This is a genomic window from Deltaproteobacteria bacterium (assembly GCA_016235345.1).
Lineage (GTDB): Bacteria > Desulfobacterota > Desulfobacteria > Desulfobacterales > Desulfatibacillaceae > JACRLG01.
This window is the reverse complement of record JACRLG010000023.1, coordinates 230,609-244,046: the sequence shown is the minus strand read 5'-3', so window position 1 is coordinate 244,046 and position 13,438 is coordinate 230,609. Positions and strand designations below refer to the sequence as shown.

Below are 13,438 nucleotides of genomic sequence, written 5' to 3'. Positions count from 1 at the left end.
AGTTGTGGTCGAGATGTTTCATGAATACACCGTCAAGGTGTCAAGAAAACCTTACGAGGCTTTTTACGGACTCATCGAAATTGCGTTGTGGCGGGGCACGGCCCTTTCAGGGCACCGTGCCGGCCTTTTGGGCCAGGTCCGCAAAATGAAACTTGAAGGCCTCGCGGGCGTAGTGGGCGGCCCGGTCGCCTATGAATTTCTCGTGGGCCACCACGCTGGCCACCGCCAGGGCCCGGTTCCCGGAAGGAGCTATGCCGTAACCCACGAACCAGTCGTAGCGGATGTTGGGAACGACCCCGTCGTTGATGGAGCCGGTCTTTCCCCCAAGGTCCAGGCGGCTTAGGACAGGGTCCCTGGAATATCCGGAAAAGAGCCGCCGGGCCGTGCCGCCGGTAATGGTCTCGCCCATCATTTTGCGGATTTCAGCCGCAGTGGCCGAGGAGCAGACCCTGCCGACCTCCTTTTTGACGCTTTCATAAACCAGGGTGCCGTCACCGTCCGTCACCCCAAGGATGATGGACGGATCGAGATAGACCCCGTCGTTTAAAATGGCGGCCACGAAGGCCGCGCCGTTTATGGGGGTCATGAGGGTGGTGCGGTTGAACCCGGAAGCTATCTGGGCCACCCCGAAATCATCCCCTGTTTCGGGAAAGGGGCAGACCGGCGGGGCCGTGGTTATCTCCATGTCCAGCCTTCGCCCGAAGCCGAAGGCGCAGGCCATGTCCTCCAGCTTTTCCCGGCCCACCACGTAAGCGCCGATAAGGCCGAAGGCGGGGTTGATGCTTCCGCCGAAGGCCTCCTTCAGGGCCACCTGGGTGGTCTGGGCCGAGGAGTCCGGGCGGATCTGATTCTTGTAAAGGGTGTACTTGTTGCCGCCGTAGCCCACGGGAGTGTCGGCCTGGAGGCTTTCGAGATCAACCGCAGCAGTCGCGGTGACTATCTTGAATATGGAGGCCGCAGGGTAAAGATGGGTGAAGACCGGGTGCTCCGTCTCGCCCTCGGCGGCGAATCCGGCGGCGGCGATGATACGGCCCGTGAAGGGGTCCATGGCCGCAAAGCCGATCCACCTTGCGTACCTGGGATTGATGACCTCCCTCATACGTTCCTGTAGGCCCTGGGAAAGGGTGGTGGTCACCATGAAGCTGCGACCGTCCTTGCGAATCTTTTCCGGCTCGGTCCAGGTGTCCACCGGGGCGTCGCCCAGCAAAAGGCGGGCCTGGGAGCGGTTCCAGCCGTCGTGCGGCAGCTTCGGAACCATCTCCCCCCTGCCCGGAAGGGCCACCAGCCCGGCGGCCACCAGGCCTATCACGACGAGGCAGGCCGCCACCGCAAAAATAATGACCGCAGGGCTTCTTATCTCCTTCTGCCGTGAAAGCCAGGATATTGCCGTGATCCGCGCCTGACCCAAGTCGCCCGAAAGGCCCCGTATCGAGGAGCGAACCTGTCGGACCCTGCCCACCGAGCGTTTACGTGCCGAGGCCACCAGCCGCAGGGGTTCGCCCTTTTCCGGCTTCTGGCCGCGCGTTTCCGGCTTCTGGCCGCTCGTTTTTTTCTGCGGCCTTTTCAGACTTTCCTGGTATGCCCGCCACTTGGCGCCCGGTTCTTCCATGATTTCCGCCCCGAAAAATTCAGCGCACCACGGCGCCGTCAAGCGCCGGGCGGTCAGGGCCGGAAAGGCGAAGGCCCTCCTCGTCCACCACTGCCAGGACCATTCCCTCGGATGTGACCCCCATGAGCTTGGCGGGCTTCAGATTGGCCACCACTATAACCTGCCTGCCGGTCACGGCCTCCGGCTCGTAATAAGCGGCTATACCCGCCACCACGGTGCGGAGCCTTCCCTCGCCCAGGTCCACCGAAAGTTTCAGCAACTTTTTCGCGTTGGGGATTTTTTCCGCCGAAACCACCGTGCCCGCCCTCAAGTCGACCTTTGCGAAATCCTCCAGGCCGATTTCGGGCTTTAGGGGAGCGATTTTGGGCTTGGGCGGCTCCTCCGGCGTTTCGGTCGGCGGCTCGATTCTGGGGAAAAGGGCCAGGGCCTTTTTGATCTCGCTTCCCGACACAAGCCCTCCGAAACCAAGGCCCGCGTTCGGAGAGGCACCCAGGTGGTCGGCCATGACATCAGCCGTGTGGGGCATGACAGGGCGAACGAGTTCCGCCACCAGTCGAAGCCCCTCAAGGAGGTTGTAGAGCACCACTCCAAGCTGGCCGCTAGCGGCCTTGTTTTTGGCCAGGACCCAGGGGGCCGTGGTGTCCACGTACTTGTTCATCCGGGAGATGAAGTCCCACACGGCGGCAAGGGCCTTGTGAAAGGCGAACTCCTCCATGCCCTCGGCGTAAAGGGCCACTGCGGTTTCAGCCTCCGCCGAAAGGCCCAGGCCGGATTCCTTCTCGATTTCAAGGTCCCGTTCGGGCACCCTGCCCTCCCAGTACTTGTGGGCCATTGTGAGGACACGGGAAAAGAGGTTGCCTATGTCGTTGGCCAGATCGGCGTTTATGCGGGCCACCAGTGCGGCCTCGGAAAAGGAGGAGTCGAGGCCGAAGGTCATCTCCCGCAAGAGAAAGTACCTGAATGCGTCGGTCCCGTACTTTTCGGCAAGGCTTAAAGGGTCCACCACGTTTCCAAGGCTCTTGCTCATCTTGGCCTCGGCCACGTTCCAGTAGCCGTGGACGAAAAGGTTTTTATAAAGGGGAAGGCCTGCGGCCTTGAGCATTATGGGCCAGTAGATGCCGTGGGGCTTTACGATGTCTTTCGCCACAACGTGATGGGCCTCGTTCCAGTACTTGTCGAAATCCGGGCCGTCCGGGTAGCCCAGTGCGGTGAGATAGTTCACCAGGGCGTCGAACCACACGTAGGTTACGTAATTTTCGTCAAAGGGCAGGGGTATGCCCCATTTGAGCCTGGAACAGGGACGGGAGATGCAAAGGTCCTCCAGGGGCTCCTTCAGAAAGCCAAGGACCTCGTTGGCATAGCGCTGGGGGTGGATGAAGCCGGGGTTCGCCTTGACGTGGCCGATGAGCCAGTCCTGGTACTTGCTCATCCTGAAAAAATAGTTGGACTCTTTGATCAGCGTGGGCGCGGTGGCGTGGTCCGGGCACAAGCCGCCGATAAGCTCCCGCTCCAGGATGAAGCGCTCGCAGCCGGTGCAGTAGAGGCCCTCGTATTCGGAAAAATAGATATCGCCCTGGTCGTGGAGCTTCTGAAGGACCATGCGCACCGTTTTCTTGTGGACTTCCTCGGTGGTGCGGATAAACCTGTCGGGCTTTATGGAAAGATGGGGCCACAGATCGCGGAAATGGCCGGACATGGTTTCCACGTACTGTTCGGGGCTTACCCCCGCCTTGCGGGCGGCCTCAACGATCTTGTCGCCGTGCTCGTCCGTGCCGGTTAGAAAAAAGGTGTCGCAGCCCGCCTGGGCCTGGAAACGCCGGGCCACGTCGGCCACTATGGTTGTGTAGGCGTGCCCAAGGTGGGGCCTGGCGTTGACGTAATAAATGGGGGTGGTGAGATAGTATGGCTTGTGCATTACCGTGCTGCGCTCTTTCTGTCCCGCAGACCGGAAAGGACCGGGGCGGGTTGCCTTTGAATCATTATGGTCAGTCGCTCTCGTCATCTAAGAACGGAGCAGGGCCTTCGTCATTGGTATCGGCGGGTTCGCTTTCCGCCCTTTCCGCAGGCGGCCTGTCGTTGGAAAAATCCCTGTCAAATGCGGCGGCTTCCTGCCTGGCCTGCTCCTGCCTGATGGAAGGATTGATCTGGCCTCCCCGGTGTTTCTTCTTCTTTTCGGGCCTTTTGGGGCCTTCCTGCTGCTGCGGCTGCTGTGCCTGCTGCGGCTGCTGTGGCTGCTGAGGGGCCGATGAATCGGGCTTAACGTCCAGCACCGGGAATTCCGTCTCGTAGCCGGTGTTCAAAAGCCTCACCGTGACCCGGTTGCCCATCACGTTGTGCCGGGTGACCTTGCCCTTGCCCTCCGGGGTTTCCACGCTCTTTCCGATTTTCGGAAAAGTTGCGGAGATTTCCCTGTAGGTTTCGTACTCATAGGTGAGGCAGCACATGAGCCTGCCGCACATGCCGGAAATCTTGGTGGGATTTAACGACAGGTTCTGGACCTTGGCCATTTTCACGGAAACCGGGGCGAAGTTGCTTAAAAAGGTGGCGCAGCAGGCCTCGCGCCCACAGCGGCCAAGGCCGCCGCACATCCTGGCCTGGTGCCTCACCCCTATCTGGCGCAGTTCCACCCTTACCCGGAACCTTCTTACAAGCTGCTTCACCAGCTCCCTGAAATCAACCCGGCCTTCGGCGGTGAAGAAAAAGGTGAGCCTGGTCGCGTCAAAGGTGGATTCCACGGAAAAAAGGCTCATGGGAAGGGCGAGCTTTGATATGGTCTGCCTGCAGAACTCCACGGCCTCGGCCTCCAGGAGGCCGTTTTTCCGCTCCTGCTCGAAATCCTCCTCGCCGGCCTTGCGGAAAATCTTTTTGAGGGGCTTGGCTTCGTCCTCTTCGGACTGGGCTCTGGGAGGCTTGGCCACGATGCCGTAGCCCAGTCCCTGCTCGGTCTCCACCACCACCTTGTCGCCCAGGGCCAGCACGAAGGCCCCTGCGTCAAAGTCGTAGGTCTTGCCTGCGGGCTTGAATCTCACGCCCACCACCCTTGCCATTGCCTTTATCCTTTATCGGCCTGTTTCAAGGCGCGGAAAGCGCCTCAGGCCTTGTTTTCAATTTGGTTTCGGCCCGGAAAAAAGACGCCGGGTTCCGGTCAGGACCCTTCAAGCGCCCCGCTTTTCCCGAAGACCGTAAAAAATCCGTCCAGGGCAAGCCTTGCGGCCACGTTGCCCCGGATGTCTTTTTCGCAGGTTTCCAGGTGGTTAAGCCTTGCTGCGAATTTTCGCCGCAAGGCCGCGTCCGGGGCTGCAACCAGTTTTTCCCGAAGAATGGCCCTTATGACGGAAAGGTCTTCGGTCAGCTTTTCCCTGCCCGGTCTGGCAAGGACTTCGGCCAGAAGAAGCGCTTCCATCCTGCCGCCCTCTTCCATCCCGTCCAAAAGGCCGGAAAGGAACTTATAGCGCATCCATTGGCCCGTTTCATAAAGATTCACCGCACGGGCCAGGCCTGACCCGCAAAGAAGCGCGCACGAAAGGGCTGCTTCTTCATCCGCGCCAAGTTTTTCGGTCAGCCACTTTCGGGCCGTTTGGGTCGAAACCGGCAGAAAACGAACCGGTCGGCACCTTGAAACCAGGGTGGGCAGAAGATCGGCGGTCTGGGCCGCAATAAGGATGAAGGTTGTTTTGGGGGGCGGCTCCTCCAGGGATTTCAAAAGCGTGTTGGCGCTTTCCCTGTTCATGAAGGCCGCGTCGTGAACCACCGCGAACCTGTGCCGCCCCTCGCCCATTCTCATGGAAAGGTTCGACAGAAGCTCCTTCACGGCCCCTTTTTTCACAAAGGCCCCGTCGCGCCTGACCGAGAGAAAATCCGGGTGATTGCCCGAAAGGATTTTCCGGCAACCGGGGCAGGCTCCGCAAGGCGACTGGGGGCCGAAGAGGTAAAACGGCCCGCCTTCGACACCCGAACCCGGATTCCCGCAATTGGCGGCCATGCCCAGCAAAAGGGCTGCCAAATCCTGGCCCAGGCCGTCCGCGCCCAGAAACATCAGGGCGTTGGGAATGCGGTCAGAGCGCAGCATGGAAGCCAGCTGATCCAGGGCGATTTTTTGAACTGCCAGGTATTCCAGGGACTTGGTTACATCGGAGGCAGATTCCATCATCGACTTGTCCGCAAAACGCCTTGCAAGGTTTCAGATACGCCTCAAAGAACAGATTCTGGACCGCCCCGGCCTGTAGGGGCTCATTTCGGACCCCGCCTTTACCGAAGGCCAGCATTTAAAAGCCAGGGCCTCCCGAAAAAAACGGGGATGGGGGCATTAAACACGGACGCCCGCAAGCGCCGGTAACGCGCCATGAAATCCAGCCGGGCGGGGCGTCCCATCCACTGCATCGGTCGCGGATGCTTGCGGGATCAGGATGCGTCCACCCTCTCCTTCAGTTCCTTGCCGCACTTGAAAAACGGCAGCTGCTTGGGCTGAATCTGCACCGGGTCGCCCGTCTTGGGGTTGCGGCCCGTGTAGCTCTTGTATTCCTTGACGTAGAAGCTGCAAAGTCCCCGGATTTCCACCCGCTCCCCTGTCGCCAGGGCGTCGGTCATGGAATCGAAGAAAATCTGCACAACCTTGGCTGCGTCGGTCTTGGAAATGCCCGTTGCGTTTTTCAGCGCGGAGACCAGTTCCAGCTTGTTCATGCCTGCCTCCTGGCGGCGGATTCGCCGCACCATGAAGACCATGCCAATTGTTACGGTAGAGCCCTTTGCTTCGCCCGTAACTGCCCTTGGCTTTTCTGTGATGTCCCGATCCGCCGGGATTCCCCTTCAAAAGCGCCTGCTTTTCCAGCCGCCCCACTACATGTTGCGGTCGAGATCGTCAGGCACAGCTGTCTGATGGGTATTGTCCCTGTGATACGGGCTTTACGACGAATCTTCCAATAAATAAGGTAGAAGCAAATGAATGGAAAGTCAAGGAGTTGTGATGCGCAGGGCGAGATTTGGGACAAGGCCCGCCGACGGAAGCTCCTGGCGGCCCGCAATGAAGAAAGGCCGGTCCGTGGGGTATGGGTGCAGTTGAAACCTTGCCGGAAGCGGGCCTGAAGGATGGCACGGAAAAGAAAAAGATGGAAGACAGCGTTTGCTACCCGCTTGTTTCGGGCTTGGGATGCTGCGTGAACACAGACCCCTTGACGGTGGCCTTGATGATTTTTGCGCAGCAGGAAAGGCGGCGGACGGTGGTTCCGCCGCAACGGGGACAGGCCACCGGGCTTTTTCCGCCCACCGGGACCATGCGCTCGAAGCGGTGCGAGCAGTCTTTGCAGTGATACTCCAGAAGCGGCATGGCTACCCTTCCAAAGGCTTGTGAAGTATTTAACATGCAGGCGGATACCTGCCTGAAGACAGCTGTCCCCGGTTTCATTAAATAGAAGGTTCGCTCGTTTATTGAACAAGGTTCATACTACCGCATGACGCTGTGTGTCAAGCCAAATCGGAAAAATCTCCCAGCTTCCAAATGTTTTTTTTGATTCCAAAGACTGATTCTGGTACGAGGGGATATTACCCGATACGGTCGGGCGGCTGCGGCCCCGCGTCCCTTGGCGGCCCCCCGCAGATTCCCGCCGGTTCCCGATTTTCCCCTGTCATCACGTCTTTTAAGGTCAATTTTCATGGAACCCTTTCTCACCGAAAAACACCGGGCCGTGCGCCGGGCCGTGCGCGAGTTCTGCCGCCGGGAAATCGAGCCCATAGCGGGCGAAATCGACCGTGAGGCCCGCTTTCCCTGGGAAGTGGCCGACAAGATGGGCGCGCTAGGCTACTTCGGGATGCAGGCCCCGAAGGATTTGGGCGGCTCTTTCATGGACTCGGCCAGCTACGTCATCGTTGTTGAGGAAATCTCGCGGGCCTGCGCGGGCCTGGGCCTTTGCGTCACGGTCCACAACAGCGTGAACCTCTACCCCATAGTGCGCTTTGGGTCCGAGGACCAGAAACGGGCCTTTGTCCCGGCCCTGGCCCGTGGCGAGAAGATCGGGGCCTTCTGCCTCACCGAGCCCAACGCGGGCTCGGACGCTTCGGGCATAGAGGCCACGGCCATCGCCGACGGCGGCCATTACGTGGTGAACGCCAACAAGGTCTTTGTCACCAACGGGGCCATAGCCGACACCTGCCTTATCTTCGCCCGGACCGACCCGGCTGCCGGGCGCAAGGGCATAAGCGTCATCATCGCCGAGCGCGGCACTCCCGGGTTTTCATCAGGCGAGCGCGAGGACCTGTGCGGGGTGCGCTCGAACCCGGTAAGCTCAATAAGGCTCGTAGACTGCCGGATTCCCAAAAAAAACCTCCTGGGAAAAGAGGGCGCGGGACTGGCCATCGGCATGGTGACCTTGGACACCGGCAGGATCGGCATAGCGGCCCAGGCCGTGGGAATCGCCCAGGCCGCCCTTGACGACGCAGTTCTCTACGCCAAGCAGCGCCGCCAGTTCGACGTTCCCATAGGCCGCCACCAGGGCGTGGCCTTCATGCTGGCCGACATGGCCACCGAGGTCGACGCCGCGCGCCTTCTGGTGCTTCGGGCCGCGCTCCTGAAGGACGCCGGGAAAAACTTCACAAAGGCGGCAGCCATGGCCAAGCTCTACGCCAGCGAGTCGGCAAGCCGGGTCACCGACATGGCTGTGCAGATTCACGGCGGCTACGGCTACTCCAAGGCCTACTCGGTGGAGCGCCACTTTCGGGACGCAAGGGTCACGCGCCTTTACGAGGGCACCAGCGAAATTCACCGTTTGGTCATTGCCCGTTCAGTTTTGGAAGAATGACCGGAAAGAAGATCATGGCTCTAAAGATTGCAGTCTGCGTGAAATCGGTGGTGATGGCCGCCCCTTCGTCCGGCCCCGGGCCGACACTTGCCCGCGACGCCGAAAACAGCGACATCAACCCCTTCGACCGGGTGGCCTTATCGCTTGCGCTCAATCTCAGGGACACCCTTGGCGGAAGCGTGTGCGCCCTTTCAATGGGGCCGGAACCCGCCCGGTACGCCCTGGCAGCAGCCCTTGCCGCCGGGGCCGACCGCGCGGTTCTCCTGTCCGATCCCAAAATGGCCGGAAGCGACACCCTGGCAACCGCCAGGGTCCTGGCCGCCGGGATAAGGGCCTGCGGCCCCTTCGACCTCGTTCTTCTGGGCGCGCGCTCGGCCGATTCCGACTCCGGCCAGGTGGGGGCCCAGACCGCACGGTTGCTCGCGCTTCCCTTCGTGTCCCAGGCCTTTTCCGTGGAGCCCGACGGGGAAGGGCTCGTGGTGACCAGAAGGGCCGACGGCTTCGAGGAGGTCTTTTCCACCGATCTTCCGGCGGTTCTTTCCGCCCATCCCCAGGCGGCCAAACCCCGCGACCTGGGCCTTTCGGGAATTGCCGAGGCCTACGACAAAGGCGAAATCGAAGTGAAATCCGCTCTCGACATGGGCCTCGATCCGGCTTTGATCGGCCTTGACGGAAGCCCCACGCGGGTCTTTTCCATGATAAGGGCGGGCGGAAAACGCAAGTGCGAGTTTCTTCTGGGATCGAACGAGGCCATGGCGGAGGAGCTTGTGGCGAGATGGACAAGCAGGGGCCTTGTCTGAACGCCTGTCTAAAATGCGAACTGACAGCGCCAGCGCTTCAAAGCCAATTCCGTCACGTACTTTCAGTACGCGCGGCTCTTATGGCTTCTCGCGAATCTTAGCATTTCATCGCCAAAGTTCAAATTGATAGACAGGCTTTATTTCCTGCCTGCTTCAAAAAAATGATAAGGACGCGCTTCCGATTTCCGAACAATATCGGCGGAAAAAAAATTATGATCGAAAAATCCATACGGGTGGTGGCCGACCTTCGCAGTCAGAGGTTTTTGGGCGCGAGCTTAAATGTCGTCTCCATGGCGGCGGCCCTTGCCAAAAAGACAGGCGTTACGGTGGAGGCCCTTATCGTGGGGCCGCCGGAATCCGCCTGCGCGGCCTTTGACGAGGCGGCCAGCGAGTGCGCGGCCCACGGGGCGGACCTTGTGGTGAAAATCACTGCGTCCGATCCTTTGGCGGCCCGCGCCGACCTTTTCGCCGAAGCCCTTGCCCGGTTCGTGGAAGCGCACGGGGCGGCTCTCATGCTTTTTCCCCTAAACGACTTCATGCGGGAAACTGCGGCAAGGCTTGCTGTGGAGCGGAACGCGGGGCTCGTGGCCGACTGCGAGGCCCTAAGCCTTCTGGATGGCCGCTTCGTGGCCGACTGCCCCTCCTGGGGTGGCAGGATCATGGCCCGCATAGGCTTTGCCGACGGCCAGAGCGAGGGCTACGTAACAGTCAACCCCACGGCCTTCGAGCGCATGGAAGGGAAAGCCAGCGCCTTCGCCCCGGTCACGGTTTTCGACGCGGGCGAACTGTCGGCGGTTCCCGGTCTCCGGCTTCTGGCCTCCAGGCCGGAAAAGCGCGAAAAGGGCGGGCTTACCGACGCCGAAATAGTGGTGGCGGGCGGCGCGGGCATGGGAAGCCCGGAGGGTTTCTCGCGCTTAAGGGAGCTTGCCGCCGCCCTTTCGGGCCAGCTTGGGGCCACCCGTCCGCCTGTTCTCAACCACTGGATCGACGAGGAACGCCTCATAGGCCAGACGGGAAAATCCGTCGCGCCGAAACTCCTCATCTCCGCAGGCACCAGCGGGGCCGTGCAGTACACGGCCGGAATAGCGGAAGCCCAGTCCATAGTGGCCATAAACCGCGACAAAAACGCGCCCATCTTCGAGACAGCGGACGTGGGAATAGTGGCCGACGCGGTCTCCTTCGTTTCCGTTCTTGCGGCAAAGGTCAAGGCGGCCACCTTGAAGCGCCTTGCGGAAAACGTGTGCGAGCCGGACACGGCGGAGCCCGGAGCCGCCGGAGGGCCGGGGCGGATCGTCGAAAAACTCCGTACCGCTCGCTCCTGGAGCCTTGCCGACCTTGCCCAGGCAACGGGCCAGACCCCGGAATTCCTGGCCCAGGTGGAAAAGGACGAGGTGACCCCGCCCGTAAGCTTTCTTCTGCGGCTGGCCCGCGCGCTCGACGTGGACCCGTCGGCCTTTCTGGGAAGCGAGGCCATGGGAAGGATGGAGGACGAGCGGGAAAAGGCCTACACGAGGCGCACGGAAAACTACTCCTACGAAACCCTCACCCCCGGCGCGGAAAAGGAGCATTTGAGGGCCTTTCTCATCACCATAGAGCCCAAGAAGGCCCACAAGCCGGTTGACTACAAGCACGAGGGCGAGGAGTTCGTCTATGTACTCGAAGGCGAGCTGGAACTCACCCTTGCCGGAAAGCCCCTGGTGCTCAAACCCTTCGAGTCCAGGCACTTCAACTCCCTTACCCCCCACAAGCTGAGGAGCCTGTCGGACTCCGTCACCCGCTGCCTTGTGATGCTCTACACCCCCTGACAGACGCCTCCTGTTTCACATCATTTATAAATAAGCCGCCGCCGGGGAAACCGCTTCCCCTGCGGCGTTTTTTTTGATCATTTTATTCCGCCTGCCTGGGTATCATCACAAAAATTTCTATGGAAAAAAAGTAGTTGAAGCAACAACCCAAGACAGGTATCATGCAATCACCAAAAGCGGTTGAACATATTCTGATACGTATCATTCCGATTTTTTGATTTACGATATCCCGCACCCGGTGTGAAAGGACACCTTTATGAAGACTCTTGGATTACGTCTTGCCTCCCTTGGCCTCTGCCTTTTGCTTGCATGTGTTTCGGCTTCCGCCTTGCTGGCCGCGCCCATGTGGCACCACCAGAATCCAAAGCCCACATCCACCTACCTTCTCGCCGCATGGGGGTCTTCGGCCTCCGACATCTTCGCAGTGGGAATGGCTGGCCAGATAATCCGTTATAACGGCAACGGCTGGTATGAGATGAGAAGCAACACCGTGGAGCAGTTGAACGCGGTGTGGGGAAGCTCTTCAACGGACATCTGGGCAGTGGGCCAAAACGGAATCATAATGCATTACAACGGCACCGTCTGGGCGGCATCAGCAAGCAACACCACCGAGAATTTGAATGCGGTTTGGGGCACTGCGGCCAACAACGTGTGGGCCGTGGGCAACAACGGCGAGATTCTGCATTACGACGGCGCGGCGTGGGATTCAACGGTGGCAAGCCCCACCACCCGTTCTCTTTCATGCATATGGGGGGCTGACGCCAATCACGTTTACGTAGGCGGCAATTACAAGGTTTTCCTGAAATATGACGGGGCAAACTGGACCAAGGTATCAGGCGACAGCGGCGCTGAAAGCGGTGGCATGGTGTATATGGACATTTGGGGAACGAGCGCGGCAAACGTTTATATCACATATATGAGCGGCTTCCCTCTGAACGAATACGCGGTTTACTGGTCAGACGGCAACGCCCCTGTACTTTCATACTCAACATCCGACAGCAGCCCGATGTCAATCTGGGGAAGCGGCCCCAACGACATCTGGGTGGGAAGCACCTCCGGAAAATACTTTCACTACACGGGCTCCTGGGCCGAGGCGAACACCGGCGATTCAAATCCCATTATGGTGATGTGGGGAACGGCTTCCAACAATGTTTATGCCTTCGGCAACTACGGAAGCATCTTGCGTTGGAACGGATCGGCCTGGTCGCAGCAGCGCACATTAGTAAACATCGGCTACAACACACGCGCCAACGCCGTTTGGGGTGCTTCTTCAAACAATATCTGGGCGGTCGGGCTTTACGGCTGTATTCTTCATTACAACGGTTCGGCATGGTCGTATTATGGACGGGTAAACACCGAAGGCCTCAATAAGATTTGGGGCACGGCGGCGGACAACATCTATGCCGTTGGAGACAGGGGCGTCATACTTCATTACAACGGCTCGGCGTGGAGCCAAATGGCGGCTCCCGCCACCCTAAACCCCCTAAATGCGATATGGGGAAGCGCTCCGAACGACATCTGGGCTGCGGGCCCCGCCGACGCGTTTCACTTCGACGGAATCTCCTGGAACGTGATGCCTTATATCGAAAACGTGACGGACCTTTGGGGGACTGCTTCCAACAACATTTACGCAGCCACTTTCTCCCGAAGGATAATGCATTACGATGGGGTAAACTGGACTGAGGTTTACTTGGACCCCCAACCCATCATATTCAAGGGCATCTGGGGAAGTTCGGCAACTGATATTTACGCCGTGGGCGAAAATTCCGGAACAGGTGGCCGAATAGTTCATTATGACGGTAACTCGTGGTCGGTTGTAACTCCCGCCCCGTATCCGGCTTTTACAATGAGGGTATATTACCTTGATGTGTGGGGGTCTTCGGCGGGCGACGTGTTCGTGACCAGCGACGGCAACTGCATACAGCACTTTGACGGAACCTCCTGGAGCCTTCAGACCGGATGGTCCACGACATATCTGTATGGAATTTTCGGCTTCGGCCCCGACAATGTTTTCGCAGTGGGAACCACCGGTGGTTTTTTCCCGACAATCATACGTTATGCCGAACCACCGCCGCCGCCTGCACCGGTCAGAACATGTTTCGTTGACAACCTGGATATATCGAGTCTTGACGCAGCGGCCATGCTGGGCGTCTTCGCCCTCCTGTGCGCGGGAGCCGCCGTTCTTGCGGCCCTTCGCAGAAGGAGGGAAGGAGCGTAAGCAAAGGTTCGCCAGTGGGAGGCAAATTCCACTGGGACCAGGGTCAGTCAACGGATCCCTTTTTCGCCGTTTTTTTGAAGTCGGCCAATAGAACCTGATTTTGCAGCAGCCAATCGCCGCCGGAAGAAACGCTCTTCCGGCGGCGGTTTCGTCTCAGGCTGGGTATCAAGGGCTTCGTCACGTTTTTCATGCCATTTGGGCAAATTCATGGTAAA

The 13,438-nt window shown here is 59.6% G+C and carries 11 protein-coding genes; 4 read left to right on the top strand and 7 right to left on the bottom strand.

The features are described 5' to 3' along the window. Positions 1–106: 106 nt before the first annotated feature. The 6 genes from HZB23_11600 to HZB23_11575 form a co-directional block, all read right to left on the bottom strand. Positions 107–1,609: a hypothetical protein gene (locus tag HZB23_11600; GenBank protein MBI5845301.1), complete on the bottom strand. Its 1,503-nt coding sequence runs from the start codon at positions 1,607–1,609 to the stop codon at positions 107–109. A 19-nt stretch (positions 1,610–1,628) separates the two neighbouring features. Further along, the gene (metG, locus tag HZB23_11595; protein ID MBI5845300.1) at positions 1,629–3,524 is read right to left on the bottom strand and encodes a methionine--tRNA ligase; all 1,896 of its coding nucleotides are present in this window, start codon (positions 3,522–3,524) and stop codon (positions 1,629–1,631) included. Positions 3,525–3,594: 70 nt separating this feature from the next. Continuing rightward, entirely contained in the window at positions 3,595–4,656 is a 1,062-nt protein-coding gene (locus tag HZB23_11590; protein MBI5845299.1) for a stage 0 sporulation family protein, read from the bottom strand. Between the two features lie 98 nt (positions 4,657–4,754). Continuing rightward, positions 4,755–5,759, bottom strand: coding sequence for a DNA polymerase III subunit delta' (locus HZB23_11585; GenBank protein ID MBI5845298.1), 1,005 nt, complete (start codon positions 5,757–5,759; stop codon positions 4,755–4,757). 251 nt (positions 5,760–6,010) lie between these two features. Beyond that, positions 6,011–6,289: an integration host factor subunit beta gene (locus tag HZB23_11580; GenBank protein MBI5845297.1), complete on the bottom strand. Its 279-nt coding sequence runs from the start codon at positions 6,287–6,289 to the stop codon at positions 6,011–6,013. 442 nt (positions 6,290–6,731) lie between these two features. Further along, complete coding sequence (locus HZB23_11575; GenBank protein MBI5845296.1) at positions 6,732–6,932, bottom strand: zinc ribbon domain-containing protein; 201 nt, start codon at positions 6,930–6,932, stop codon at positions 6,732–6,734. Positions 6,933–7,257: 325 nt separating this feature from the next. On the opposite strand from HZB23_11575, the gene HZB23_11570 reads away from it, so the two are divergent. The 4 genes from HZB23_11570 to HZB23_11555 all read left to right on the top strand — a co-directional run bounded on the left by HZB23_11570 (position 7,258) and on the right by HZB23_11555 (position 13,223). Continuing rightward, a complete protein-coding gene (locus tag HZB23_11570; protein MBI5845295.1) occupies positions 7,258–8,400 on the top strand; it encodes an acyl-CoA dehydrogenase family protein in 1,143 nt (380 codons plus the stop codon). A gap of 14 nt (positions 8,401–8,414) precedes the next feature. Beyond that, positions 8,415–9,200 (top strand): electron transfer flavoprotein subunit beta/FixA family protein, encoded by a 786-nt coding sequence (locus HZB23_11565; protein ID MBI5845294.1) that lies wholly within the window; start codon positions 8,415–8,417, stop codon positions 9,198–9,200. 212 nt (positions 9,201–9,412) lie between these two features. Beyond that, a complete protein-coding gene (locus HZB23_11560; GenBank protein ID MBI5845293.1) occupies positions 9,413–11,005 on the top strand; it encodes a cupin domain-containing protein in 1,593 nt (530 codons plus the stop codon). A gap of 256 nt (positions 11,006–11,261) precedes the next feature. Then, positions 11,262–13,223, top strand: coding sequence for a hypothetical protein (locus HZB23_11555; GenBank protein ID MBI5845292.1), 1,962 nt, complete (start codon positions 11,262–11,264; stop codon positions 13,221–13,223). Positions 13,224–13,270: 47 nt separating this feature from the next. Here HZB23_11555 and HZB23_11550 read toward each other — a convergent pair whose 3' ends face one another. Further along, the gene (locus HZB23_11550) at positions 13,271–13,432 is read right to left on the bottom strand and encodes a hypothetical protein (protein ID MBI5845291.1); all 162 of its coding nucleotides are present in this window, start codon (positions 13,430–13,432) and stop codon (positions 13,271–13,273) included. Positions 13,433–13,438: the final 6 nt, after the last annotated feature.

Coding starts and splice junctions, on each gene's coding strand:
- HZB23_11600 (MBI5845301.1), bottom strand. CDS start 1,609: ATGGAAGAACCGGGCGCCAAGTGGCGGGCATACCAGGAAAGTCTGAAA.
- metG (MBI5845300.1), bottom strand. CDS start 3,524: ATGCACAAGCCATACTATCTCACCACCCCCATTTATTACGTCAACGCC.
- HZB23_11590 (MBI5845299.1), bottom strand. CDS start 4,656: ATGGCAAGGGTGGTGGGCGTGAGATTCAAGCCCGCAGGCAAGACCTAC.
- HZB23_11585 (MBI5845298.1), bottom strand. CDS start 5,759: ATGATGGAATCTGCCTCCGATGTAACCAAGTCCCTGGAATACCTGGCA.
- HZB23_11580 (MBI5845297.1), bottom strand. CDS start 6,289: ATGAACAAGCTGGAACTGGTCTCCGCGCTGAAAAACGCAACGGGCATT.
- HZB23_11575 (MBI5845296.1), bottom strand. CDS start 6,932: ATGCCGCTTCTGGAGTATCACTGCAAAGACTGCTCGCACCGCTTCGAG.
- HZB23_11570 (MBI5845295.1), top strand. CDS start 7,258: ATGGAACCCTTTCTCACCGAAAAACACCGGGCCGTGCGCCGGGCCGTG.
- HZB23_11565 (MBI5845294.1), top strand. CDS start 8,415: ATGGCTCTAAAGATTGCAGTCTGCGTGAAATCGGTGGTGATGGCCGCC.
- HZB23_11560 (MBI5845293.1), top strand. CDS start 9,413: ATGATCGAAAAATCCATACGGGTGGTGGCCGACCTTCGCAGTCAGAGG.
- HZB23_11555 (MBI5845292.1), top strand. CDS start 11,262: ATGAAGACTCTTGGATTACGTCTTGCCTCCCTTGGCCTCTGCCTTTTG.
- HZB23_11550 (MBI5845291.1), bottom strand. CDS start 13,432: ATGAATTTGCCCAAATGGCATGAAAAACGTGACGAAGCCCTTGATACC.